20 protein-coding genes and 2 tRNA genes are annotated in these 25,543 nt (G+C 66.2%); 12 read left to right on the top strand and 10 right to left on the bottom strand.

All coding sequences use genetic code 11. The features are described 5' to 3' along the window. Positions 1-51: 51 nt before the first annotated feature. Positions 52-1,485, bottom strand: a complete 1,434-nt coding sequence (locus ABIB49_RS07325) for a zinc-dependent metalloprotease (protein ID WP_226773813.1) — start codon at positions 1,483-1,485, stop codon at positions 52-54. A 235-nt stretch (positions 1,486-1,720) separates the two neighbouring features. Between ABIB49_RS07325 and ABIB49_RS07320 the strand changes: the two genes are divergently transcribed. The 4 genes from ABIB49_RS07320 (at position 1,721) to ABIB49_RS07305 (ending at position 6,475) form a co-directional block, all read left to right on the top strand. After that, entirely contained in the window at positions 1,721-2,854 is a 1,134-nt protein-coding gene (locus ABIB49_RS07320; protein WP_502913772.1) for a YlbL family protein, read from the top strand. Positions 2,855-3,027: 173 nt separating this feature from the next. Further along, positions 3,028-6,006, top strand: a complete 2,979-nt coding sequence (locus ABIB49_RS07315; protein WP_282359630.1) for a UPF0182 family membrane protein — start codon at positions 3,028-3,030, stop codon at positions 6,004-6,006. Between the two features lie 188 nt (positions 6,007-6,194). Beyond that, positions 6,195-6,268, top strand: a tRNA-Met gene (locus ABIB49_RS07310). 133 nt (positions 6,269-6,401) lie between these two features. After that, positions 6,402-6,475: transfer RNA gene (locus ABIB49_RS07305), tRNA-Met, on the top strand. A 68-nt stretch (positions 6,476-6,543) separates the two neighbouring features. Here the strand turns inward: ABIB49_RS07305 and ABIB49_RS07300 are convergent. From ABIB49_RS07300 to ABIB49_RS07290, 3 genes are all read right to left on the bottom strand, one after another. Further along, the gene (locus ABIB49_RS07300; RefSeq protein WP_282359629.1) at positions 6,544-7,983 is read right to left on the bottom strand and encodes a cryptochrome/photolyase family protein; all 1,440 of its coding nucleotides are present in this window, start codon (positions 7,981-7,983) and stop codon (positions 6,544-6,546) included. A 135-nt stretch (positions 7,984-8,118) separates the two neighbouring features. Further along, on the bottom strand, positions 8,119-8,904 hold the full coding sequence (locus ABIB49_RS07295; RefSeq protein ID WP_226773816.1) for a PspA/IM30 family protein: 786 nt from the start codon (positions 8,902-8,904) through the stop codon (positions 8,119-8,121). Between the two features lie 124 nt (positions 8,905-9,028). Further along, the gene (locus ABIB49_RS07290; protein ID WP_354156859.1) at positions 9,029-11,065 is read right to left on the bottom strand and encodes a TPM domain-containing protein; all 2,037 of its coding nucleotides are present in this window, start codon (positions 11,063-11,065) and stop codon (positions 9,029-9,031) included. A 295-nt stretch (positions 11,066-11,360) separates the two neighbouring features. Between ABIB49_RS07290 and ABIB49_RS07285 the strand changes: the two genes are divergently transcribed. From ABIB49_RS07285 to ABIB49_RS07270, 4 genes are all read left to right on the top strand, one after another. Next, positions 11,361-13,022, top strand: a complete 1,662-nt coding sequence (locus tag ABIB49_RS07285) for a S1C family serine protease (protein ID WP_282359627.1) — start codon at positions 11,361-11,363, stop codon at positions 13,020-13,022. Between the two features lie 235 nt (positions 13,023-13,257). Further along, positions 13,258-14,070, top strand: coding sequence for an electron transfer flavoprotein subunit beta/FixA family protein (locus ABIB49_RS07280; RefSeq protein WP_226773707.1), 813 nt, complete (start codon positions 13,258-13,260; stop codon positions 14,068-14,070). A gap of 14 nt (positions 14,071-14,084) precedes the next feature. Next, positions 14,085-15,038 (top strand): electron transfer flavoprotein subunit alpha/FixB family protein, encoded by a 954-nt coding sequence (locus ABIB49_RS07275; RefSeq protein ID WP_282359626.1) that lies wholly within the window; start codon positions 14,085-14,087, stop codon positions 15,036-15,038. A 4-nt stretch (positions 15,039-15,042) separates the two neighbouring features. Continuing rightward, positions 15,043-15,822 (top strand): PIG-L deacetylase family protein, encoded by a 780-nt coding sequence (locus ABIB49_RS07270; RefSeq protein WP_282359625.1) that lies wholly within the window; start codon positions 15,043-15,045, stop codon positions 15,820-15,822. A gap of 95 nt (positions 15,823-15,917) precedes the next feature. Here the strand turns inward: ABIB49_RS07270 and ABIB49_RS07265 are convergent, their stop codons facing one another. From ABIB49_RS07265 to ABIB49_RS07250, 4 genes are all read right to left on the bottom strand, one after another. Next, positions 15,918-16,808: an anti-sigma factor gene (locus ABIB49_RS07265; RefSeq protein WP_282359624.1), complete on the bottom strand. Its 891-nt coding sequence runs from the start codon at positions 16,806-16,808 to the stop codon at positions 15,918-15,920. A gap of 1 nt (position 16,809) precedes the next feature. Continuing rightward, the gene (sigK, locus tag ABIB49_RS07260; protein WP_282359623.1) at positions 16,810-17,415 is read right to left on the bottom strand and encodes an ECF RNA polymerase sigma factor SigK; all 606 of its coding nucleotides are present in this window, start codon (positions 17,413-17,415) and stop codon (positions 16,810-16,812) included. A gap of 232 nt (positions 17,416-17,647) precedes the next feature. Next, positions 17,648-18,115 (bottom strand): tRNA (cytidine(34)-2'-O)-methyltransferase, encoded by a 468-nt coding sequence (locus ABIB49_RS07255; RefSeq protein ID WP_226773712.1) that lies wholly within the window; start codon positions 18,113-18,115, stop codon positions 17,648-17,650. Positions 18,116-18,136: 21 nt separating this feature from the next. After that, positions 18,137-19,087: a J domain-containing protein gene (locus ABIB49_RS07250; RefSeq protein WP_282359622.1), complete on the bottom strand. Its 951-nt coding sequence runs from the start codon at positions 19,085-19,087 to the stop codon at positions 18,137-18,139. A gap of 125 nt (positions 19,088-19,212) precedes the next feature. Here ABIB49_RS07250 and ABIB49_RS07245 point away from each other — a divergent pair, with 125 nt between their 5' ends. From ABIB49_RS07245 to ABIB49_RS07235, 3 genes are all read left to right on the top strand, one after another. Continuing rightward, complete coding sequence (locus ABIB49_RS07245) at positions 19,213-20,115, top strand: diacylglycerol/lipid kinase family protein (protein WP_282359621.1); 903 nt, start codon at positions 19,213-19,215, stop codon at positions 20,113-20,115. A 191-nt stretch (positions 20,116-20,306) separates the two neighbouring features. Beyond that, positions 20,307-21,041 carry a hypothetical protein gene (locus ABIB49_RS07240; RefSeq protein ID WP_282359620.1) on the top strand — a complete coding sequence of 245 codons (735 nt, stop codon included), beginning with the start codon at positions 20,307-20,309 and terminating at the stop codon, positions 21,039-21,041. Positions 21,042-21,242: 201 nt separating this feature from the next. Next, positions 21,243-21,956, top strand: a complete 714-nt coding sequence (locus ABIB49_RS07235) for a helix-turn-helix domain-containing protein (RefSeq protein ID WP_282359619.1) — start codon at positions 21,243-21,245, stop codon at positions 21,954-21,956. A 94-nt stretch (positions 21,957-22,050) separates the two neighbouring features. Here ABIB49_RS07235 and ABIB49_RS07230 read toward each other — a convergent pair whose 3' ends face one another. After that, the gene (locus tag ABIB49_RS07230) at positions 22,051-22,926 is read right to left on the bottom strand and encodes a DMT family transporter (protein ID WP_282359618.1); all 876 of its coding nucleotides are present in this window, start codon (positions 22,924-22,926) and stop codon (positions 22,051-22,053) included. A 50-nt stretch (positions 22,927-22,976) separates the two neighbouring features. Between ABIB49_RS07230 and ABIB49_RS07225 the strand changes: the two genes are divergently transcribed. Next, entirely contained in the window at positions 22,977-24,230 is a 1,254-nt protein-coding gene (locus tag ABIB49_RS07225; RefSeq protein WP_282359617.1) for a cysteine desulfurase family protein, read from the top strand. Here ABIB49_RS07225 and ABIB49_RS07220 read toward each other — a convergent pair. Beyond that, the gene (locus ABIB49_RS07220) at positions 24,209-25,453 is read right to left on the bottom strand and encodes an NAD(P)/FAD-dependent oxidoreductase (protein WP_282359616.1); all 1,245 of its coding nucleotides are present in this window, start codon (positions 25,451-25,453) and stop codon (positions 24,209-24,211) included. The genes ABIB49_RS07225 and ABIB49_RS07220 overlap by 22 nt on opposite strands. Positions 25,454-25,543 lie beyond the last annotated feature (90 nt).

Below are 25,543 nucleotides of genomic sequence, written 5' to 3'. Positions count from 1 at the left end.
GCCTTGGCCCACCCCGGCCGGAAACGCAGCCGGGGGCGGGCGACTGGCTGTTTAGGACTTGGGCGTGTCGCCTGCGTCGGTTGCGTCGTCAGGGCCGGCACCGCCGGGTTCTTCCCCGGCCGGCCGGTCGCCGCCGGGTTCGTCGAAGCCGCCGCTCAGCAGCTTCTGGAGGGCGTCGTCAACCTCAGAGTCGCTGGCTTCGGCCAGCTTCCGGCGTTCGCTGAAGCCTTTGGGATCGTCCAGGTCTTCGGCGGTGGGCAACAAATCGGGGTGCTGCCAGATCGCGTCGCGGCCCTCGGTCCCGCGTTCCTCCTTGAGCGAGGCCCACAGTGCTGCGGCTTCCCGCAGCCGGCGCGGACGCAGCTCCAGACCTACCAGGGAGGAGAACGCGTGTTCAGCCGGTCCGCCCGAGGCGCGGCGGCGCCGCACGGTCTCCCGGAGCGCCGCGGCCGCGGGCAACAGCTTCTCTGTGGCCGCCCAGCTCAGTTCATCAACCCATCCCTCCACGAGTGCCAGGGCGGTCTCAAGTTTTTCGAGCGCCTGGTCCTGGGCGGGGGTTCGCTGGGGCATAAAGACGCCTTGGGACAGGGCCTCCTGGATACCCTCCGGATTGGCCGGATCCAGATCGCGGGCGAGTTCGTCGATTTTCGAGGTGTCGATGTGGATGCCGCGTGCATAGGCCTCGATCGCGCCGAGCAGGTGACCTCGCAACCAGGGGACCTGCACAAAGAGCCTGGCATGGGCCGCCTCCCGGACCGCAAGGAACAGCAGGATGTCGTGTTCCGGCAGGCTGAGGCCCTCGCCGAATTTGGCCACGTTGGCCGGCAGCAGTGCCATTTCGAGATCGGCCAGCGGCACACCGATATCCGTCGAGCTGACCACCTCGGCGGACAGTGCACCGATGGCCTGGCCCAGCTGCATGCCGAAGATCGCCCCGCCCATGTTCTGCAGCATGGAGGAGGCACCGCCCATCATGGACTTCATTTCCTCCGGCATCTGCTCCGTCATGGCTGTGGAGAGTGCCTTGGCGACGCTGTCGGCCACCGGTTCGGTCAGCCGTTTCCAGGTTCCGAGAGTTTCCTCGACCCACTCGGCCCGGGACCACGCCCGGCCGATCAGTCCGGTGGCCGGCAGGTCCGTGACCTGGTCAAGCCATAGTTCCGCGAGCCGCAGCGCCTCATCGACCTCGCGGGACTGCTGTGCCGTGATGGACGGGTCGGCGCCGCTGGCGGCCACCCGGCGGGCGTTTTCATGGGCCAGCTCCCAGTTCACGGGGCCCTCGGAGGATGAGCTCATCATGGCCTGAACCTGGGAGAACATCTGGGCCAAAAGCTTGGGATCGTCCGGAAGGCCCGCGGCTTTTGCTAATTCCGCGGGGTCGATGTTCCCCATTCCCTGCCCGCCCATCAGGTTCTTCAGCATTTCGGCCAGCGGATCCTTGGGTTCCTCGTCGCCGTTGGACGGATTAAGTGGGTTGGAGGTCATGATCCCGCCGATCGTCGGTGTGGCTGCTTCTGAGGTTCACGCTACCCCGCAGCCAGCAGGCTGTCTGCTGAAACGACTGCGCGTTCGCTGTCGGCAAAGAGCCAGGCCGGCCGCCGAGCGCGTAGTGTTGGGAACTGGAATATTGGCAGGCGCAAGCCGCGGCGCATTCTGCGGACGCAGTGCGCCAATCGGGGGTCCGCGGGGCTCCCGCGCGGCGGCACGGGGAGGTCCATCAGTGACAACTACGCAGGGTGAGCAGGCCGGCAGCCAGGTCGGGGGCCGACGGGCACTCCTCGCGAGGCCAGGCCGGAGCCAGCGTCGTGACAAGCGGTCCTCGGCGATGTTCGTCTCGGGCCTGCTGGCGCTGGCGCTCGGCGTCACCGCCGTGAGCCTGCCTGTCCCGTACGTCGTGGAATCACCGGGACCGACGTTTAATACTTTGGGCACGGACAACGGCACACCGGTCATCAGCGTCACCGGCCACGAAGCGTTTCCCGCCAAGGGAAACCTGGACCTGACCACTGTTTATGTTGATGGCGGGCCCAACGGACCGGTGTCGGTCTTCGAGGCGTTCTCCGCCTGGCTCAACGGTTCCAAAGCCGTATATCCCGAGGAACTGATCTTCCCTAAAGGGGTAACGAAAGAACAGTCCCAGCAGGAAAGCGCCGTCGCCATGACCACTTCCCAAGAGAACGCTGTGGCTGCGGCGTTGGTTGAGCTGGGAATCGCGTTCGAGCAGAAATTGCAGGTTGCAGGTGTCCCGGAGGGCTCCGCTTCCGCCGGGAAGCTCCAGAACAACGACATACTCGTGTCGGTCAACGGAAAGCCGGCGTCGGCGCTGAGTGCCATCCAGGCTGAACTTGCCGCCGGCGACGGCGCCCCGGTGAATGTCGTCGTCGACCGTGGCGGCAGCAATGTGACGGCCAGCATCACGCCGTCGAAGACCTCATCCGGCCGGTTCATCCTTGGGATCATGCTGCAGTACAAATTCACTTTTCCCTTCGACGTCAAAATCTCCCTGGACCAGGTCGGCGGACCCAGCGCCGGGATGATGTTCGCCCTCGGCATCGTGGACACGGTGACCCCGGGAGACCTGACCGGCGGCAAGCACATCGCTGGCACCGGAACAATCACTCCCGACGGCGCCGTTGGCCCGATCGGCGGCATCAGCCAAAAAATGCACGGTGCACGGTCCGGCGGCGCCACTTTGTTCCTTGCACCGGCGGCGAACTGCGACGAGGTTGTTGGGCATATTCCCGCCGGGCTGCAGGTCGTGCGGGTCGAAACTCTGGCGGATGCACGGCACGCAGTCGACGTTGCCGCGTCCGGAACCGACATGTCGGGCCTGCCGGGTTGCGCCAGCAACTAGACTGGCCGCGGAACTAAGATCAGCTGCCACTCGTGGCACTTGATGACGGCGTCGGCGATCTGTTGGCACGATGCCGGCGGTGGCTAGAATTCAGCAACGCCCGATTCCTGGATCGACGTGCCGCACCGATAACTAAAAACCAGTAACTGTCTACCAGCTATGAGGTACCGAGTTTGTCCCGTCCTGCCAGCACCGTCCCGCCCGGAAGACCCCTGCGACGACGAGGCGCGCTGACGCCGACGTTGATTGTTGTGGCACTGATCGTCGTCGGATTCATCTTCTTCGCCAATGTCTGGACGGACGTCCTCTGGTACCAGCAACTGGGGTACTTCGAAGTGTTCCTGACCGAGAACCTTGCGCGCATCGCCATCTTCGTGGCCGGCTTCGCGCTGATGTTCGCCGCTGTCTTTTTCGCCATCCGGATCGCTTACAACTCCCGTCCGGTCTACGCGCCGGACTCGGAGATCCGGGACAACCTGAACCGCTACCAGGTCCAGCTTGAACCGATCCGCCGCCTCGTTATGATCGGCCTGCCCGTACTCTTCGGCCTGTTCGCCGGGAGCGCCGCGGCCAGCCAGTGGCAGAAGGTGCTGCTGTTCTTCAACCAGGAATCCTTCGGCGAGACCGATCCCCAGTTCGGGCTCGACATCAGCTTCTACCTGATGACCCTGCCCTTCCTGGGCTTCATCACCGGCTTCCTGATCAGTGTCATCATCGTTGCCGGAGTTGCCGGAATTATGACGCATTACCTCTACGGCAGCATCCGCATTATGGAACGCGGCATCTTTACCAGCCGGGCAGCGCAGATCCATCTCGCCGTCTCCGGCGCAGCGTTCCTGCTGCTGCTGGGCGTCAACTTCTGGCTGGACCGGTTCACCTCCGTGCAGAACAGCGGCGGCCGGTGGGCCGGGGCGCTGTACACGGACGTCAACGCCGTGATCCCCACCAAAGCCATTCTGGCCGTCGCCGCTGCCCTGGTTGCGGTGCTGTTTATCGTCGCCGCGGTGATCGGCAAATGGCGCCTGCCGGTGATTGGTACCGCGATGCTCATCATCACCTCTATCCTGGCCGGCGGGGTCTACCCGTGGGTGATCCAGCAGTTCCAGGTCAGGCCCTCGGAGCAGACCCTCGAGAAGAAGTACATTGAGCGCAACATTGCCTTGACCCGCTCGGCATACGGCCTGGACAAGATCCAGGAGACGCGTTACAACGCCACCACCAACGCCACCACAGGGGCCCTGGCGCCGGACGCCCAGACCACAGCCAACATCCGTCTGCTGGACCCCAACCTGATCTCGGACGCATTCTCGCAACTCGAACAGTACCGCCCCTATTACCAGTTCCCGAGCGCGCTTAATGTTGACCGCTACGAGATCGACGGAAAAGTTCAGGACACCGTTATTGCCGTCCGTGAACTGAACCCGGACGGACTGAGCGCCAACCAGCAGTCGTGGCTGAACCGCCACGTCGTCTACACCCACGGCTACGGCGTCGTCGCCGCGAAAGGCAACAAGTTCACGGTTGACGGCAAGCCGGAGTTCCTGCAGTCAGGGATCCCGTCCACGGGCGTGCTAGGTGATGACTCCAGCTATCAGCCGCGGGTCTACTTCGGAGAAAAGTCGCCCGACTACTCCGTAGTGGGGGCACCGGACGGCTCCCAGCACCGCGAGCAGGATCGGCCCGCCAGCAAGGAGGGCGACGGGGAAACGCAGTACACCTTCACCGGCGACGGCGGCCCGAATGTAGGGAGCTTCTTTAATAAGGTCCTGTACGCGATCAAGTTCCAGTCCTCGGACCTTTTGCTCTCCGACGGAGTCAATCCCGAATCGCAGATCCTCTACGACCGCAATCCGCGGGAGCGGGTCCAGAAGGTCGCTCCGTACCTGACCGTGGACGGCAACGCTTACCCCGCAGTTGTGGACGGGCGGGTGAAATGGATTGTGGACGGGTACACCACCAGCCAGTACTACCCGTACTCCCAGCAGGAACAGCTTTCCGCAGCCACCGCCGACTCGCAGACGACCTCCGGGCGGACGGCGTCCTTGCCCAACACCTCGGTCAACTACATCCGGAACTCCGTCAAGGCGACGGTGGATGCCTACGACGGAAAAGTCACACTTTATGCCTGGGACGATCAGGACCCGGTACTGAAGTCCTGGCAGAAAGTCTTCCCGACGTCGTTGAAGCCGTTTTCGGAAATGTCCGGAGCCCTGATGAGCCACGTCCGCTATCCGGAGGACCTCTTTAAGGTCCAGCGGGAGTTGCTGGGCCGCTATCACGTCACCCAGGCCGATAGCTTCTACACCAACAACGATGCCTGGAGCGTCCCGAACGATCCGACAGCCAAGGACGACGTTAATCAGCCGCCCTATTACATGTCGCTGAAGATGCCCAACCAGGACAAGCCAGCCTTCCAGCTGACGTCGTCCTTCATTCCCCAGGTTGTTAACGGGAACGCCCGCAACGTGTTGTATGGGTTCTTGGCGGCCGACTCCGACGCCGGCAGCGAGAAGGGCGTTAAGGCCGAGAGTTATGGCCAGCTCCGCCTCCTGCAGATTCCGCCGGAGGCAAACATCCCTGGTCCGGGGCAGGCGCAGAACAAGTTCAACTCCGACCCCACCGTCTCGCAGGCGCTGAACCTGCTCCGTCAGGGTGCGTCGGCTGTCCTTAATGGCAACCTGCTGACGCTGCCGGCAGGCGGGGGCATGTTGTACGTCCAGCCTGTGTATCTTAAGTCCACTGGCGAAACCTCGTACCCGACGCTGCAGCGCGTCCTGGTGGCGTTTGGTGACAAGATCGGGTTTGCCCCGACGCTCGATGAGGCGTTGAACCAGTTGTTCGGCGGTAAGTCCGGGGCCAGCGCCGGCGATTCGGCCAATAACGGGCAGACGCCCACCGCGCCGACCGCGCCGGACGGCACACCCGCTCCCGGCTCCGTGGATGCGAAAGCAGAGCTGAAAGCGGCTTTGGACGATGCCAACGCAGCCATCAAAGCAGGCCAGGACGCCCTCGCAAAGGGTGACTTCGCTGCTTATGGCGAGCAGCAGAGGATCCTTTCCGCGGCGCTGCAGCGGGCGATCACTGCTGAGGCCAAGATCGCGACGCCGGTTCCGGCTCCGGCAGCCACCCCGGCGCCGACTCCGAGCAGCTGAGCACGGTCAGCTAACAACGGCCGTCCGCATCACGGGCCGAGGCCGGGTTCGCGCTCCTTGTGAGCGCGGACCCGGCCTTTCGCCTTCTCCTGAGGGTTCGCCGCGTCCAGCGCTGCCGCCCGGGAGACGCACATCACGCCGCCTCGATTTGGCCCCACGTTCACCTGCCGGTAGAGTTAACAGTGCGACGCGGGGTGGAGCAGTTCGGTAGCTCGCTGGGCTCATAACCCAGAGGTCACAGGTTCAAATCCTGTCCCCGCAACTGAAGAGAAAGTCCGGAACACTGTTAACAGTGTTCCGGACTTTCTGTTTTGAGCCGTTGACGGCGTCCACGGACAGCTGTCAACGGCGGCGGTCCGGCCGGCCACAAAACTAGGGTAGTGTTGATCTAGCGACGCGGGGTGGAGCAGTTCGGTAGCTCGCTGGGCTCATAACCCAGAGGTCACAGGTTCAAATCCTGTCCCCGCAACTGAAGAAGAAAAGGAAAGGCCCGGATCTGTTGATCCGGGCCTTTTGTTTTGGGTCGGTGGCGAAGCCCTAGCCGTCTTTGAGCCGCTGATAGGTCTCCAGCGCCCGGGCCCGGGACTCCGGCAGCCCAACGACCGGTTCCGGATATCCTGTGGCCGGAGTCCCGGCCCTCCACGGTTCGTGGATTGCCTTATCGTCCAAACCGGACAGTTCCGGGAGGTATTTGCGCAGGTAGCGGGCGCTGGCGTCGAACTTCTTGCTTTGGGTGACCGGGTTGAAGATCCGGAAGTACGGCGAGGCGTCGGCGCCGGAGCCAGCCACCCACTGCCAGTTCGCCGGATTGCTGGCGGCATCGGCGTCCACCAGGGTGTCCCAGAACCAGGCCTCGCCGAGCCGCCAGTCGGCCAGCAGGTTCTTGACCAGGAAACTTGCGGCCGCCATCCGGACGCGGTTGTGCATCCAGCCGGTCTGCCAGAGCTGGCGCATCCCGGCGTCGACCAGGGGATAGCCGGTGTTGCCCTGCTGCCAGGCCGCCAGCTCGGCGTCGGAGGGCTTCTGCCAGTCGAAACGGTCAAACTCGGGCCGGAAGTTCCGGGTGGCCAGTTCCGGGTTCTCGTAGAGCAGCTGCCAGCAGAATTCCCGCCAGCCGAGTTCGGAGCGGAAGACGGCTACATCGCCCGGAGCCGCGGGGCCAAAGCGTTCGCGCAGTGCGTGCCAGACCCGGAAAGGGCTGATTTCGCCGAACCGCAGATGCGCGGAGAGCCGGCTGGTGCCCTCGACACCGGGGACGTTGCGGCCGGTGCCGTAGTCCTCCACAGGACCGTCGAGGAAGTCCTCAAGCCGTTCGTGGGCCCCGGCTTCCCCGGGCTGCCAGCTGCCGGCGAGTCCGACGCTCCAGTCCGGCCTCCGGGGGAGCAGCCCCCAGCTGTCGAGCGTGTCGCTGTCCGGAAGCGTTCCCTCCGCGCCCACTGCCGGGGCAGGGAGGCGCCCCGGAGGGTCCAAGGGCAGCCGGGGCTCCGGTGCCTCCAGGCAGGCCCGCCAGAAGGGCGTGAAGACTTTGTAAGGCCCGCCGGCACCGGTCCGGACCGTCCACGGTTCAAACATCAAGTTCGCCTGGAAGCTGGCGGCTGTGAGACCCTGCTCCTTGGCCCAACCCTTGATGCCGGCGTCCACCTCGCGTTCCGGGCCGCCGTAGCGGCGGTTCCAGAGCAATGTCACGGCTCCGGTTTCGTCCGCGAGCTCCCGGATCACCTCAGCGGCCAGACCGCGGCGCAGCAGCAGTCGGGAGCCTTTGCCCTCAAGCCCGGCAGCAAGATTTGCCAAGGAGTGGTGCAGCCACCACTTCGTGGCGCCGCCGAGGGGCCGCACCCCGGGGGAGGCCTCATCGAGGACATAGACCACGGTCAGCGGCTGACCCAGCGAGGCCGCTTCACTCAAGGCCGGATTGTCGTCCAGCCGGAGGTCGTCGCGGAGCCAGACAATTGTCGAAGAACGGGATCCCAAAGACATGGATCCACGGTACACGCCCTGCCGCGCCGCAGGCACAACAACAAGGGCCGGACCCCTTGGGCCGTCCGGAGACGGTCCAAGGGATCCGGCCCTGGCCGAACGCGCTGCGAAGACCCGGCGGAAACCCGGCCGGGCTTACAGCTTGTCGAAGTCTGCTTCCTCGACGGTGGAGCCTGCGGGGCGGCTCTCACCGGCGGCAAGGGCGGCCGGCGAGCCGCCGGACTTCAGCGCAGCGAGCCTGGCTTCGATCTCGGTCTGCTCGCCAAGGTCCTCAAGTGAGTTGAACTGTGCGTCCAGGCTCGAAGCGGCGAGTTCCTGCTGGCCGCGGACTTTGGCTTCCTCGCGCCGGATCTTCTCTTCGAAACGGCCAACCTCGGAGGTGGGATCCATAAAGTCGATGCTCTTCAACGCATCGTGGACCTGGGTCTGAGCCGCCGCCGTCTTGGAGCGCGCCACGAGTTCGTTGCGCTTGCTGGTGAGCTCGTTGAGCTTTCCCTTCATCTGGTCCAGGCCGTGCTTGAGCTTGTCAACAACCTCGGTTTGAGAGGCGATGCTCGGCTCGGCGGACTTCGCCTCGTTTTCAGCGGACATCTGGCGCTGCAGGGCCACCTTGGCCAGGTTGTCGAACTTCTCTGCGTCGACGGTGTCGCCCCCGGCGCGGTATTCGTCAGCCTTGCGGGAGGCGGCGAGGGCCTTTTTACCCCAGTCCTGGGCGTTTTTGATGTCCTCGTTGTAGTCGTCCTGGAGCATCCGCAGGTTGCCGATGGTCTGGGCGACGGCGGACTCGGCCTCGGCGATGTTGTTGGTGTAATCCCGGACCATCTGGTCGAGCATCTTCTGTGGGTCCTCAGCCTGGTCCAGCAGGGAATTGATGTTGGCCTTCGCCAGCTGCGCCATGCGGCCGAAAATGGACTGCTTCATGGTGTTACCTTTCGTCCTGCTCAGTGGTGCCCACTGAATATCGGTGAACAGTGAAATGTACCGCTTCTACCCGCCAGCCGGAGCGTCCCCGCCGGCGCCTAGTTTCGTGTGGCCAGCGGGCCGGCTAAAAGCTGCCCGAGTCGCCGCCGCCAAAGTCTCCGCCGCCGCCAAAGTCTCCACCGCCGCCCCAGCCGCCGCCGGAGTCTCCGCCGCCGCCCCAACCGCCGCCGCCGCCTCCGCCGTGCAGGATGGAGTTGATGAGGATGCCGCCTAGGATGGCGCCGCCGAGGCCGCCACCGCCGCCGCCGCCGAACATCCCGCCGCGGCCATAGCCCTGGTTGGCGTAGCCGCCGAATTGGTCCACGTCGGACTGTGCCTGCTGCGCTGCCTGGGCAGCGAGATTGTGGGCCTGCTGGGCGTACTGCAGCGCGGTGACGGGGTCCGTGCGGGAAATGGAAAGGGCGTAGTCCAGGTTGCGCTGGGCCTCTGCAAGCCGGGTGCGGGCCTCAGTTCCGACGCCGCCGCGGCGGGCGGTGATGTAGTCCGACGTCGCGCTGATCTGTGCCTGGGCGGACATGATGCTCTGCTGCAGCGAGGCCTGGGCCCGCCGGGCCTGCTCCTGCTGGTCACGAATCCCGGCGAGGGCCGAATCCAACGTCTGGTGCGCCGTTTCGACGCGTTCCAGGGTGGCAATCGGATCAATCTTGCCGCCTTGGATTTCGGCTTTGACCCGGGCCAGTGCCGCTTCGACGGCGGCTACGGGTCCGGCCAGCTCGGGGTGCTCCCCGGACTGGATCATGGCCCTGGCCTGGGCCAGGTCCTGGGAGGTGTCGACGACTGCAGACTCCAGCCCGCTATGTGCCTCCTCGAGGTTGCCGGCGACCTTGGTGATCGCGTCGATGAGCACATTGGTCTGATGAAGGCTTTCTTCAGCTGCCCGGACGGCGACGGCGGCGAGGCTTCCTTCGCCGGCACTGAGCTTCTCCCGGGCCGTTACCGAAGCATTCTGCACAAAGGCGAGCCGCTCCTTGGCTTGGCTGATGTTGTCCGCAACCTGGGCCAGGGCGCTCTCGGCGTACTTGGCGCGCAGCCCGGTGAGGGACTGCTCGGCGCTGGCGATCCTCGCTTCTGCCTCCCCGGCGCCGGAGGCAACGGTGGCCAAGGCCTGCGGGGCGTTCTTTTCAAGCTCACGCAGGGAATCAAAGTCCGCCTTCTGCTCCTGCAGCGAGGAAAGGGCTGACTCGGAGCGGCGGATGATCTCGCCGAGCCAGGTGCGCTGTTGCTCCTCGGTGTCCGGGATGTGGTCGTCGAGCTGTTGCTGCAGCTTGAAGGACTCGGACATGTGGCCCTTGGCGTCCTGCAGGGCCCTTGTGAAGTTGCCGACGGCGGCATCGCCGTACTGCGCCTGGGCAAAGCCAAGCTCCTGCTCGCTGGACTTGATCGCGTCGTCGGCGGCAATCAGCAGCGAGCCGCTCTTGCGGCGCAGTTCCGCTGCGGTGAGCCCGGCAAGCGGGTCCAGATCGGCGCCCTGCTGGTCAGGGTCCGTAGCGGCCCCCCGGGTGGCCCTTTTCCGCCGATTCCGGAAGTACAAGTAGGCGCCGGCCCCGCCAGCTGCTACGGCTCCCACACCGACCAGCACGGCGCTGCCGGCGCCGGCGCCCGAGGACACCGAGCCGCTGCCGCCGCCGGCCGCATCGCCGACGGCAACGGCAGTATCAATGGCCGCCTGGGCAAAGTCGCGCTTGCCGCCGTCCAGATTCGCGACGATCGCATTTTGGCTGATGGTGCTGGTCTTGGAGTAGATGGCGCTGGCCGAATTCGGCGAAAAATAGTACTTGCCGTCGTCGGACATGGCTAGGATGACATCGGCCCGCCCCATGCCCTTTTTCGTTGCCACGGCCTGCGCCCATGCCTTGGGTTCAGCGGGGTTCTCGAACGTCTTTACGGTCACGACGTAGAGGTTGTACTTGTGCTCTTTCAGGAGCTTCTGAACTGCGTCCTGGACCTCGCCCTTGCGGCTGCCGAGTACATTTCCGCTGTCAAGGACATTCTGTCCGGAGGGTATCGTTACCGGGTCCTCGGCCAAGACTGGAGCGGCCGGAATCGCCAGCAGTCCGGCAACGCCCACGATGGCGAGGAAACGAGTCAAAGCAGACCGCATGGCAACCCTTCAGCACTTCTGCGTCCAGTTCGGGCCGAACCGGTCGTCAAGATCGCCGCAGTACCTGCCGCACTGATGTATAGCCGCAGGTCGCTGTGGCAATTCCATTTGATTCTATGGTGCCCCCAAGTGGCCGTCCATCGATGGGAATATGCCACCAGCGAAAAGCGCGGAATGGGTAACTGGAAGCTGTGTCACGGCACGCGGAACCATTCAGCAACCTCCCAGCAAACGTGCGCTTTAGTATCAGTGTGATCGTCCATAGTTAATGCAGACGAGGATGAAAGGAAGTCTTATGACTGAGAACCCAGCGCAGGGCGCGTCAGCAGAGAACCGGGAGCCAGCCGCGCCGCACGAGGGCACTTCAGGGCACCCCCAGGGCGACTCCGCGCCGGACTCAGCGCACGAGAACCCGACACTCCGGCTGGAGCCAACGGCGGACAACGCTCCGCAGCCGGTCTATCCCCAGCATCAGCCGGCGTACGGTGGTCCGCCGGCACCGGTGACGCAACAGTTCGGCGAGGCCCCCGCCCCCGTCCAGCAGGGCCACACCCCGGGCCAGCCCGACCCGCAGCACAGCCCTGCCTTTGGACCGGCGGCCGGCAGCTCCGCCTTTGGCCAGTCCCAGCCCCCGCACAGCCAGTACTCCAGCGGCCAGTCCGCTTCCGGCCAGCCGCAATATGGCGGCTACGGCGGTGCCGTTCCCGGGTCGGCCTACGCGTCCAATCCCGCCCACGCCCCTAAGCGCAAGGCGGCGTTCGGTGTCCCCACCCTCATTGCCAGCATCCTCGCGGCCGGCCTTGTCGGCGGCGGTGTGGTAGCCGGGACCACCCAGTTGCTCGGGGGCGGCGGAGGCGTCACCTCCACCGGAACCAGCAACAGCAGCAGCCAGGCCGGTCCTGTCATTGTGAACAACCGGGATGATGTTAATGCCATCACCGCGGCTGCCGTGAAGGCCACGCCAAGCGTCGTGACCATCAAGGCATCAAGCGGCAGCGGCGGTGGTACCGGCTCCGGCATAATTTTGGACACTGACGGCCACGTCCTGACGAACACGCACGTTGTTACCCTCGACGGCACGGCGGCCAACGCCGCGATTGAAGTCCGCCTGAGCGACGGCAAGGTCTACAGTGCAAAGGTCGTCGGCACCGACCCGCTCTCAGATCTTGCAGTCGTGCAGATCCAGAACGCCTCCGGGCTGGTACCGGCTGTCCTGGGCGATTCCGGCAAGCTGAACGTCGGCGACACCGCCGTCGCGATCGGCTCGCCCCTCGGCCTGACGGGAACCGTGACGGATGGCATTGTGTCGACGCTGAACCGCACCATCAGCGTCGCTTCGTCGGCAGTGCCGAAGCAAGGGGCGGACAGCTCCCAGGGCGGCGGACAGGGCTTCCAGTTTGCCCCGCCGGACGGCGGGCAGGGGCAAAGCACCACTAACCAAGGCAGCATCGCGATCAACGTGATCCAGACCGATGCGGCCATCAACCCGGGAAACTCCGGCGGCGCCCTGATCAATACCAAGGGTGAGGTCATCGGCGTGAACGTCGCAATCGCCTCGGCCGGCGGCGACACCGCGAGCAGCGGAAACATCGGCGTGGGCTTCAGCATTCCGATTAACAACGCCAAGCGGATTGCGCAGGAGATCATCAGCGGCGGCAAGGCGACCCACGGCCAATTTGGTGTCAGTGTCAAGCAGAAGGCTGCCGGCAGCGCAGCGTCCGGATTCTCCGTCGGAGCCGAGGTTGCCACTGTTGAACCAGGTTCCGCAGCAGACAAGGCTGGCCTCAAAGTCGGCGACGTCGTGACGAAGTTCCAGGACCTCACCATCAGCGATCCGAACCAGCTCACTGCCGCCGTGCGCGAGCAGGCCGCCGGGGCCTCGGTGAAGGTCACGGTCCTGCGCAGCGGCAAGGAGCAGCAACTCGATGTGACCCTCGGGGCTGCAGCCGAGCAGTAGGAACGGTTCGCTCGGCCAGGTAGAGGGCCGGGAGGCGCCGTCAGGTGCCGCCCGGCCTTCTGGCTGTGCACGGCACTGCCGCGGGGACGCCCGCAGCCCTGACACAGGCCTTAACCGGGCCGCGTCCGTGCTCGCCGATATGGTTAGCTAGGAGAAACCCGGCTCCCCGGGCGTTCCGTGGCCACGACCCCACCCGGCTGGCTGTCCACCCGCATGGAAGGCTGCTGTAAACACAGTGGAAGAGACATTGAAGATCATCGTGCTGGTCAAGCACGTCCCGGACGCACAGTTCGACCGGCACCTCACCGGAGCGGGCAACACAACAGACCGCTCCGAGAGCATCCTGTCCGAACTTGATGAGTACGCCCTCGAAGCCGCACTCCAGCTGATCGAGGCCCGCGGCGGGGAAGCGGCCGGCAACAGGGTCATCGCACTGAGTATGGGCCCTGCCGGTGCCGTCAACGCGGTGAAGAAGTCCCTGCAGATTGGTGCCAGCGAAGGCGTCCACCTCAGCGACGACGCTCTGGCCGGTTCCGACGCCGCGGCCACCTCGCTTGCGCTGGCCGCCGCCATCCGCCACCTTGGCGCGGACACCCCGGCGGACCTTATCCTCACTGGCATGGCCTCCACCGACGGCGAGACCTCCCTGGTCCCGGCCCAGCTCGCGGAACGCCTGGACCTGCCGCAGGTCACCTTCGCGTCCTCGCTGGAACTCGACGGCGCCACGCTCACCGCCCGCCGCGACGGCGATGCCCACGCCGACACCGTCGAGGCAACGCTGCCCGCCCTCGTCTCGGTCACGGACCAGATCAATGACCCCCGGTACCCGAATTTCAAGGGCATTATGGCCGCCAAGAAGAAAACCATCACCACGTTGAGCCTTGCCGACATCGGCGTCGACCCGGCGCACGTCGGACGGTCAGGTTCCTGGACCGCCGTCGAATCCGCCGAGGCACGCCCGGCGCGCACCGCCGGCACCATCATCACCGACGAGGGCGATGCCGGCATCAAGCTGGTCGAGTTCCTGGCCGCCCAGAAGCTGCTCTAAGGGGATTCCCAGACATGGCAAAAGTACTCGTATTCATTGACAACCCCGGCCAGGCCCTGAAGAAGGCCAGCCTGGAGCTGCTCACCATTGCCCGGTACCTTGGGGAGCCGGCGGTCGCCCTCATCGGGGAACTTCACGACGACGTCGCAGCAACCCTGGGAGCCTATGGCGCCCAAATGCTGTACCGGCCGTCCGCAGCGGACCTCGACGACTACCTCGTCGGCCCCAAGGCCTCCTACCTGGCAGCCGCGGTCCACGCCGCCGATGCCACCGTCGTCTTGACCGAGAACTCGGCGGAAGCCAGAGAAATCGCTGCGAGGCTCGGCATCAAGCTGGGCGCCGGAGTCATCACCGACGTCGTCGCCGTGGACGCTGACGGAACCGCGCACAAGTCCGTGCTGGCCGGTTCCTACATCACCACAGCGAAGGCCACGACGCCGATCGCTGTCCTGACCGTCAAAGCCAACAGCATCACGCCGGAGCCTGCCGTCACCGGCACGGCGCCGGCCACCGTCACCGTCGAGGTGCCGGAGACTGCCCCCGCGGCGTCGGCCAGGATTACGGCCCGCAACGAGAAGGCCGCCAGCGGCCGTCCGGAGCTCACCGAGGCGCGGATCGTTGTGGCCGGCGGCCGCGGCGTTGACGGCAACTTTGGCCCGGTCGAAGACCTCGCCGATGCCCTCGGTGCTGCCATCGGCGCTTCCCGCGCCGCAACTGACGCAGGCTGGATCGGCCACGACGCGCAGATCGGCCAGACCGGCAAGACCGTTTCGCCCCAGCTGTACATCTCCGCAGGCATCTCCGGGGCTATCCAGCAGAAGGCCGGCATGCAGACTGCCACAGTGATCGTGGCCGTGAACAAGGACGCTGAATCGCCCATCTTCGAGATCGCCGACTTCGGCATCGTGGGGGACCTTTTTACAGTCCTGCCGCAGGCCACCGAAGAAATCAAGAAGCGCCGGGGCTGACCCGTTGGACACCCTTAGCCCCTCGGCGCCAAGCCCGTTTGATTCGGAGCACGAACGGATCGAACGGGTGCTGTGCTTCGCCGCCCACCCGGACGACATCGATTTCGGTGCCGCCGGCACCGTAGCGGCCTGGACCGCTTCCGGCATAGACGTCAGCTACTGCATCATGACCGACGGCGACGCGGGCGGCTTTGACCCTGGAGAGAGGGACGAGATCGTCCGGCTGCGGAATGAAGAACAACGCCGTGCCGCTGCCCTGGTCGGGGTGAGCGACATTTACTATCTGCACGAGCGCGACGGGTACCTCGAGCCCACCCACGACGTGATCCGCGAGGTGGTACGGCTGATCCGCCGGATCCGGCCCGACGTTGTGCTCTCGATGCATCCGGAACGGAACTGGACCAGGATCCAGAAGAGCCACCCCGACCACCTGGCGGTGGGGGAGGCGGTGACCCGGGCGGTGTATCCGGCGTTGGAGAACCCGTTTGCGTATCCGGAGCTGGCCGAGGCCGGACTGCCGGCCTATAAGTTGCCGTGGCTGTGGCTTTTCGCCGGGCCTGCGGAACGTGAAAACCACGTTGTGGATGTCACGGAACAGGTGGAGGACAAACTCGCCGCCATCCATATCCACGTCAGTCAGCACCCCGACATCGAGGCCATGGACCGCACCGTCCGTGGACTGATGCTCCGGACAGCGGAACGCGGCGGGTTCCCGGCAGGCCGCAGCGCGGAAGCGTTCCACGTCGTTGCAATCAACGGGCCAGGGACCATCGCCGGATTCTAGTCCGACCTGAGCTGCCCGAACCAGAGCCGCGCAGACCTTGACCCTTGTTGATAAGGGACAAGGCCTGCGCGGCTCTGTGTTGTCTGGTCCTGGCGTTATGCTCCCAGCGGGGCGGCCGCCACGGTGGGCAGGGTCGGTTTAGACGAGCCACCGGCCGGTTCAAGGGTGATGCCGAGAGCTGCGGCGGTGCTGATGCCCTTGACCACTGCAGGCTTGGACAGGGCTTCGGCATTCATCAAGCCCTGGGATACCGGAGCCGATCCGTCCTTGGGGATCAGCCACATCTGGTAGACCTTGCCCGCCGGCGGTGCCGGGACGTCGTTCATCTTCACGACGATCGCATCCTTCGAACTGGAGACCGACACCGTGGCCGTGCCGCCGCCAACGACATCGATTGTCGCCTGACGGACATCGCCGGCCTGAAGGACCTGATTCATTGGATCGTTCTGGTTCGCGACGTAAGCCCCGACACCGACTCCGCCCATGGCGATTAGGGCTGCGGCAGCGACGCCGACGAGCCAGTTGCGCATCCCTTGCGGACGGCGCTTCTCGTCCCGGCGCTTGCGGGCGGCGCCGAGCTCGTCGCCGATGGCGGGCGCCGCGGAGTCGCGGACTGGCCGGCCCACCACGGGAGGCACAGCAGACGGCCCGCGCCTCTGGTGCGGATCCGGCGGCGCACCGATTTCCTGGCCCGGCAGGTTGGCCATGATGCGGTCCAGCAGGCCCGCCGGAGGTTCTTCCTCCGCGGCAAAGCTGACGGCAAGTGTCTCCCGTGCCTGCCGGACGCGTTCGTCAAAGGCGGCCCGCTCGGGCTGTGGAGCCGAGGCGAGGTGAGTCTCGATGGCGGCACGTTCGGCATCGGTTATGGCGTCCAAGGCGTACACCTCGGCGAGGTCAGCCGCACGCCCCGAAGCAAGATCGGTGGCGATATCGGCGGCAAAGCCGCCAGTGACGCGGCCGTTGTGGTGTGGATTTATGTCGGTCATCTCAACTCACCCCCAGACAGGTTTTCAGTCGGAGTAGTCCGTCGCGGATGCGGGACTTGATGGTAGGCACCGCAGCATTGAGCTTCTCTGCGACTTCCCGGTACGTTAGCCCGCCATAGTAGGCAAGCCGTACGGACTCCTGTTGTGTGTCGGTCAGCGTCTCCAGGCATCTGACCACTGCCTCGGCCTCAAGCCGGCTGCCGACCTCGTCAGAGACCGAATCATGATCGATATCCTGGCTGCTGGCGCCGTATTTGGCTTCCCGGTCAGTTGAGGACTGGGACGATCGGACCTTATCCACGGCCCGTCGGTGTGAAATCGTCATCAGCCAGGCCAGCGGGGTGCCCGCCGAAGGATTAAACTTAGAGGCGTTCTGCCAGACCTGGAGGAAAACTTCCTGGGTGGTGTCCTCGCTGAGTTCAACATCGATCAGTACGCGCCGGGCCATGCCAAAGACACGCCGGGACGTGAGCTGGTAGAACTCGGCGAAGGCTGCCTGGTCACCGTGTGCAACCTGCGCCAAGAGTGCGCCGAGCCGGCGGTTCACGTCGGCCGGAGTGCCAGAAGGAGCAGCAGCTTCGGGGTTCGGGGCGTTGGGAGTTTCCATCACCTTCAAGCATAAGGTGCCTGCCGCCAATCGCGGGCCAGGCCGGGATCTTTCCGGGGCGTGGTCTCTCACAGCGCGCCGGGCGGGATGTCTGTCTACCTGCAAAGTAGTTGTCACCTGCCGTTCCTCGCTCCTTTCCACGCTTCCTGCGCCTCTTGGTTTAACCGGGCTTCAGAAGTGATTCGGGGCCGCTGGCCGGCCGGATGGGCGGGCGTCGGAATAAGTTGCGTCGCTACAGCCTGGCGCCGGCGAACCCGTTTTGGCGCCAGGCTTCATAGACCGCGATCGAGGCTGCGTTCGCGAGGTTGAGCGAACGCAGCGCCGGCAGCATCGGCAGCCGGACACGTGACGTTACATGGTGGTCGCGTTTGAGGTCCTCGGGCAGACCCACGGATTCCGGGCCGAAAAGCAGGACATCCCCGGGCCGGTAGCTGACGTCCGTGTAGGAAGCCTCGCCGTCGGAGGTGAAGGCATAGACCCGCTTCGGTGCAAGGGCCGCCCATGCGGCCTCCATGTCCGGGTGGACGGTCACGACCGCCAGGTCGTGGTAGTCGAGGCCGGCCCGGCGCAGCTTCGCGTCGGAAAAATCAAAGCCGAGGGGCTCGACCAGGTGCAGCTCGGCACCGGTAATGGCGGCCAGCCGGATGGCATTGCCCGTATTGCCGGGGATTTCTGGGGCATAAAAGAGGATGCGGAACACCCTTCCATCCTAGCGAGCCGGCTAGTGCATGCCGCGCAGCAGCCGGGCAAGGACCGGAACGATGACGGTATTGGGAGCCGGCCCTGAACTCAAGAACTGCTTGAGCCCCCGTGCCAGCCCGGCCGCATTGACCACCTGCACCGTCTCATGCGCTTCGGAGCGGCGGTGCCGGTCGATGACCGGCTCGTGCAGGTTGCCGTCAGTGCTGTGGATAACGGTCCAGCCGGTGACGTTCAGTTCCGGGAAGATGTCCTGCATCCGGCGGACCACGTGGGCCAACTGGGGTGGTGCGATGGAACGGCCGCCATGGGTGAGGGCGCTGCCGTTCCAGGCATAGGCCCCGGGCGGCAGCAGCATCGAGCCGATGATCGCCATGCGGTAGCCGGAGAGCACCACGTGGTCGATGTGGCTGTTGTCAGCCGGGGACTGCAAACCGTTAATCAGCCGTGCAGCCGGGATAGCGGGGAGGATCTGCCTGCTGATGAGCTGAACCGTCCGCATTTCCCGCTGAATTCTGGCCTCAGCCCCAAAGATGCCCCGTTTGCGGGGTAGACCATGGACCTGCTGGCGGGCCACGCTCGGCGGAATCAGCGGGACCTCGCCGGACCCGGCGTACTGCTCGAACGGCGGCACGAAGACCGGGGCATCGGACGCTGTGTTTCGGGGAGTATTGGGGCGCCGAACATTGGCCGAAGTCCGGCTCCCGGCGGCCGGGGCGTCAAAGTGGGCTCCTTCATCAGGGGACGGCCCCGCGAAGGCGCCGCCGCCGTACGACCGGTCATAGTCGGCCCGGCTTTTCGCATCGATCAGCGTCTCGAAGGCAAGGGTAACGCGCCGGAATGCTGCCGGGTCGCCGCCGTGGTCTGGGTGAGCGGTGCGGGCGGCCCGGCGGTAGGCCACCTTGATTTCCTTAGCGGTCGCCGTGACCGGAATCCGGAGCACCTGGTAATGCGAGCTGTTGCCCTGCGTCAAGCAAAGATCCTTTTGGTCGATGGTGCCAGCCCATCCTGGACGTCCGGCCTGGCCAGTTTAACCGGCAAGGGGAACAACGAGCGCAGGGGCACGGAAGGTTCCCGACGGCTGGCATAATTCAGCGCATGATGATCGCAGTCGCCGTTAACCCCGCGGCCTCCTTCGGCCGCGGGGTTAACGCCGGCAACGAGGCGGCCGCGTGCTTCCGGTCGGCCGGGGCCGACGTCGTGGTCCTCTCCGGGGACAGCTACCAAGAACTCGCACGGATGGTAGACGGGGCACTGGCCGCAGGGGTGGACGCCCTGGTGATGGTTGGCGGCGACGGAATGGTCCACCTCGGCATCAATGCGCTCGCAGGATCGGACCTGCCCTTTGGTACTGTCCCGCTGGGGATCGTCCCGACCGGCACCGGGAATGACATGGCCCGGACCCTCGGCCTGCCGGCACACAACATCCCCGGCGCCTGCGAGCGGGTGCTCGCGGCCCTGGCCGCCGGCGGGCGGCTGATTGACGCCGGACGCGTTTGGTCCGACGGCAAGTCCAGCTGGTTTGCCGGGGTGTTGTCCGCGGGCTTCGACGCTGCCGTCAACGAACGGGCCAATGCCTGGCGTTGGCCGCGGGGCAAGGCCCGCTATAACCTTGCCATGCTCCGCGAACTGGCCTCCTTCCGCCCGATCAACTACACAGTGACGGCCGACGGCGCTCGTTGGCGGCAGTCGGCGATGCTGATTTCGGTCGCCAACGGCCAGTCGATTGGCGGCGGCATGAAGGTCACGCCCGACGCCGTGCTCGACGACGGCTTGCTGGACCTCTTTATCGTCGGCCCGCTGTCCAGGGCCGGCCTGCTCAGGGTATTTCCGAAGGTTTTCTCCGGTGGCCATCTCGGGCATCCGGCCGTGCACATCCGCCGGGTGCGCTCGGTGGAGCTGTCAGCGGACGGCGTGGTGGCCTACGCGGACGGCGAGCGGATCGGGCCGCTGCCGCTCACCATCGAGGTGGTTCCTGGAGCCATCCGGGTCCTCGCCTAGGCTGTAGGCGGCAAGCTGCGGGCCCGTGAATGCGGTGCGGCGCGGGAACGGCGGAACGCCACGGAGCGGCGCTTGGCAAATGTTCCGGCGGCACCCGGCGCCGCCTCCGGTCCGGGAGCCCAGTGCGAGAGTCTAGAATCATGCGGAGGCCCAGCAGGAAGCGAACGGGCACAGCGACACGGAGGCGAGGCATGGGCAGTAAGGGCGAAACGGGGCCCTTGCCGGCGGCGGGCGGGAACCTCGATCTCCGTCGCGCGCACCGGGGACGGCGGGGGAGTCTCGCGTTCCTGGCGCTCGCAGTCACAGCCGCCCTGGCGGGCTGCAGCGTCGGTGTGCCCGATCCCGCCGCTGCCAAGCCGACGCCGCTTGCCCCCACGGTTGACGCCCCCACCGTAACCCCCGGCCACGACTCCGCCGCGGTTGCGGCGAAGGACATGCCCTTCGCCGCCGGGGAGAGCCTCGCTGCCGGCGTGCCGGTCCGGCTCTCCGACGCGCTTGGCGAAGCCCCCGGCTGGAAGCCCGGCAAACAGGAGGTGGCCGGCGGCAGCGAATACCTTAAGGCGGACGGCTGCCTGGTCTCGGCCAAGACCCGGGTGAACCAGGGCGCACTGGCCGTTGCCGGGAGTGACAAGGCCTCCACCGAAGCGCTCTTCAGGTATCTGGATCCGAGTATCCTGCCGTCCTATCTCACGACAGACACCCTGCGATGGGGCGCAGACCCGGATAAGCCCGCCCCCGGTGTTGAGATGCTCGTGCTGGAAAGCGGGGCCAAGGCCGGAGCCCGGGCAAGCGCCGTCTACGCCAGACTGTTCAGCAAGGCCGGCAACTCCGTCTATATCTCCGTCTCCTGCCCGGACGCCGGCACCCTCACGGCCGCACGCGCCAACGTCGCGGAATACCTGGGTGTGATTCCACCGTCTGACTAATCCGCCCGCGCACCTCACGGGTGGCCGTCGTCGGTCCGTCCGGTGTCTGGCCAGGTTCTGCTGGTTTTCCTCGGCGATTGCCTGTCTGGTGCGAGCGAGCTGATCAGCAGGCCGAACGGGCGCCAGTTACCTGGTCCAGTAGGGCAGCAGAAGTGAAACCAGTTAAGCAATGAATCTTGTTTTTAGAGATAGCATAAATCCATGATCCGATCCCCGTGGACCCGCAGGCTTGCTGCGGTGGCCTCCCTTGGTGACGAGACACGCCGGAGATTGTTTGATTTTGTGGCCTCTGCAGGGCATGCGGCCAGCCGGGACGAGGCAGCCGCGGCCCTTGGCCTGCCGCGGAGCACGGCCTCCTTCCAACTGGACCGGCTGGTGCAGGAAGGCGTGCTGGCGGTGGAGTTCCAGAAGCTCGGGGGCAGGGGAGGCCCCGGTTCGGGCCGGCCGGCCAAGCTGTACCGGGCCGCAGTCCAGGAAGTGGCAGCTTCGGTGCCGGACCGCAACTACGACCTCGCCGCGGAGCTGTTGGTCTCCGCCATCGAGGAATCGGCGACCGACGGCGGCTCCGCCCGGGAGGCGCTGGTTCGGGCGGCCTACGCGCGCGGGCAGGCATCAGCCCGGGCGGAGACCGGCATGGCCGGCTTCGCGGAGTTCCTCACGGCCGAGGGATATCTCCCCACGAGCGACGGCGAGGGGGGCTTTGTGCTGTTGAACTGCCCCTTCCACCGGATCGCCGACGGCCACAGCGCGGTGGTCTGCGCCATGAACGGTGCGTTCCTGGCCGGCGCCGCGGCGGGCTGCGGAATTGACCCGACCCAGGTTGGGGCACTGGATATTGCAGGTCTCAGGGCACGGGGCGCGGCACTGCCGGCGCAATGCTGCGCCCGGGTTGGGCCCCTCCCGGCAGGCTCCTGAACGGCCCTCACGGGCTCCTCGCGGACACTGCTTTCGGACACTCTGCCGGCTCTCCTCGGCCCCGGTCGACTGATTTATACTCCCGGGCGGCGGGTCACGCCAGCTTAAGCTTCGCGGACCCCTGGTTGCCGGTCAGCAGCACACCGGCGATCACCAGCAGGCCACCGAGGACTTGCACGAGTGTGAGCGGAGTCCCGAGGAGCACTGTGATGATGGCAGTGAAGACCACTATCAGGTTGAGGTAGTTCCCGGCGGCGCCCGGCGGGGTGTCCTTTAATGCCAGGTTCCAGAACAGGTAAGAGCCGAGGGACGGGAAGACCGTGATGTAGGCCAGCGACCAGCCCTCGGCCGGGGTGTCCGGGAACTGCACTCCCAGGGCGAGGGCGAACGGCGACAGCGTCACGGCCGCGATGACCACCTGAACGGCGGTGGCAGCTACCGGCGGAACCCCGAGCCGGCGGGCGATAATCGTGTATAAACCCCAGACCACTATCGCGCCGATCATCAGTAGTTCGCCGGTGTTGATGGAGAGGCTGAGGATCCGTCCCGGCTCGCCCCTGGTCAGCACCAGCAGCACGCCGAGCAGGCCGAGGCAGATGCCGAGCCAGCCCAGGCGTGTGGTCCGCTCGCCCAGCAACACGATGGCCAGCACCACGATCAGGGCCGGGTTGGCCGCCGTGATCAGGGAAGCGTTCATCGCCGAGGTATACCCGAGTGCACCGTAGAGCAGCAGCGTGTACCCGCTCATGCCCAGCACACTCAGGAGCAGGAGCGCCGGCCAGCGGCGCAACACGGCGGGCCAGTCCGGCTTTTCGATGATCTGGGCCAGGACCAGCAACGGCACCGCGGCAAGGGTCCAGCGCCAGAAAGTCAGCTCCAGCGGGGTCATCGAGGCGACGGCTGCCTGGCCGACGACGAAATTTCCGGACCAGAACAAGGTGGCCAGGACAAGGTACAGGGACGCTTTCACCGCTTGAATGTACACCAGGCCGGACCGGCACCCGCGGGTAGAATTGACCTGTGCCCGTATACCTGGATCATGCCGCAACTACCACCCTCGCCCCGGAAGCCCTGGCCGCGCTGACGCGCGAACTGTCCCGGACAGGCAACCCGTCCTCGCTGCACGGATCCGGCCGGCGCGCGCGCCGCGCCGTGGAGGACGCCCGCGAGATGCTGGCCGCCGCAGCCGGCGCACACCCCTCGGAAGTCATCTTCACCTCCGGCGGTACCGAAGCGGACAACCTCGCGGTCAAGGGCCTGTACTGGTCCCGGCGCGCCGCAGACCCTGCCCGTACGCGTATCCTGTGCTCCGCCGTCGAGCACCATGCCGTGCAGGACACCGTCGAGTGGCTTGAACGGCACGAGGGTGCCGAGGTCTGCTGGCTGCCGGTCGATGCCGACGGCGTCGTGGATCTTACGGTGCTGGCCGCAGAACTGTCCCGCGATCCGGCGTCGATCGCCCTGGTCACCGTGATGTGGGCCAACAACGAAGTGGGAAGCGTCCAGCCGGTCGCCGACATTGTCCGGCTGGCGCACACTGCCGGTGTGCCGGTGCATTCCGACGCCGTACAGGCTTTCGGGTCCGTCCCCGTGGACTTCCGCGGCACCGGACTGGACGCAATGTCCATCTCCGGACACAAGATCGGCGGCCCGGTTGGCGTCGGTGCCCTGCTTCTGGGCCGCGCAGTAACGCTCATTCCCGTGCAGCACGGCGGGGGACAGGAGCGTGATGTCCGCTCCGGGACCCTTGACACGGCATCCATCGCCGCGTTCGCCGCTGCAGCCGAATCAGTTACCGCCAACCTCGCGGCGGAGGCCGGGCGCATCGCAGCGCTCCGGGACCGGCTGATCGACGGCGTGCTGGCAGCGGTGCCGGAGGCCCGGCTTCGGGGTGCCGCCGGGGCCGGGAGACTGCCGGGCAATGCGCACTTCACCTTCCCCGGCTGCGAAGGCGATTCGCTGCTTTTCCTGCTGGATCTGGCGGGGGTTGAATCGTCCACGGGCTCGGCGTGCACGGCAGGCGTGCCCCGGCCGTCACACGTACTGCTGGCCATGGGACTGGACGAGGACACGGCCCGGGGTGCCCAGCGGTTCAGCCTGGGGCACTCCTCGACCGGAAACGACGTCGACGCCCTGTTGGCGGCCTTGCCCGGTGCCTACTCACGCGCCCGCCAGGCCGGAATGGCCGGACATGAATCCACGATCCAGACCGCCGGCACCCTGGCGCGCCAGGCCGCCGGAGATACTGCCCGTCAGGCCGACGGCGGGAGCTGATCCAGCGGGACGGCGGGATCGGCCAGGACCCCGGGCGGCAGGGCTGACCTTGAGGCGATGAGCGCCTTGATAATCTTCTGCGGTTTGTCAGAGCGCGGCCAGTTCACGCTCATTCCCGCGACTACCGTTCCGCCGTGCTGCCAGAAGGCCAGGAATTTGCCCGCCGCCAGGGAGCCACGGATTATAGGTGGCCCCGAGCTGAGCGCCGGGAAGCCGGAGTACTCCATGCTGACGTTGAACTGGTCGGTGTAGAAGTACGGGATTGTGTCCAGGACGGCGGCCTGGCCCAGCATGGACATGGCCGCGACCTTGCCGCCGTTGAGGGCATTGGACCAGTGCTCGCTGCGCTGATGTTCCCCGGTGAAGGGGTGCAGGGCATTGGCGACGTCGCCGGCCGCGAAGATCCCGGCGACCGAGGTCCGCAGCGAGGCATCCGTGAGGATACCGTTCCGCACTGCGATGCCGGCCGCTTCGGCGAGTGAGACCTCGGGGGCCACGCCCACGGCCATAACCACCACGTCCGCCGGCAGGACCTCGCCAGAGTCGGTCACCACAGCCGTGACACGGCCCGCGTGGCCGGATACCGCTGCGGCCGAGGCGGGGAGCCTGAATCGGATGCCGTTGGCTTCGTGCAGCGAGCGGAAGAAGCCCCCCAGTTCCGGCCCGATCGCGGCGCCCAGCGGCACTTCCTCCAGGCCCAGCAGCGTGACGGTATTTCCATAGGCGCACGCGGCAGCGGCTAGCTCCATGCCGATCCAGCCTGAGCCGATCATCACCACGTTGAGGCCGCCGGCGGACAGGCGGCTGCGCAGCCGGCGGCTGTCCCCTACTGTCCTGAAAGTATGGACCCCGTCGAGCCCGCTGCCGGGCAGGGGCAGTGTTCGGGGTCGTGCGCCGGTGGCAAGCAGCAGCGAGCCGTACTCCAGCCGGGCGCCGTCCCGGAGGATTACGGCACGGGCTTCCGGGTCGATTTGTGCGGCCGGCGTCCCCAGCCGCAGGTCGACGCCGTTCTCCCGGTACCAGGCGTCGGGCAGCACCGGCAGGGTGTCCTCGCCGGCCGTGCCCAGTAGGTATTCCTTGGACAGCGGTGGGCGCAGGTAAGGGTGGTGGCTCTCTTCTGCGAACAGGATGAGCCGTCCGGTGAAACCTTCCGCCCGCAATGTCTTGGCGGCCGTGGCGCCGGCCAGGCCGCCGCCCACGATGACGATGTCCGCAACAGCCATGTCCGCCCGCTTCCCGTGTGTGCAAACCTTCTAAAACCGGTAAGTCAAATTTTAGAAGTGGTGCGGGGAGCAGTCAAGTGATTTTGGGGG

This window comes from Arthrobacter sp. UYCu512, assembly GCF_040547075.1.
GTDB lineage: Bacteria > Actinomycetota > Actinomycetes > Actinomycetales > Micrococcaceae > Arthrobacter.
Note: the sequence above shows the minus strand (reverse complement) of the source record. Positions and strands in the feature narration are given on the sequence as shown.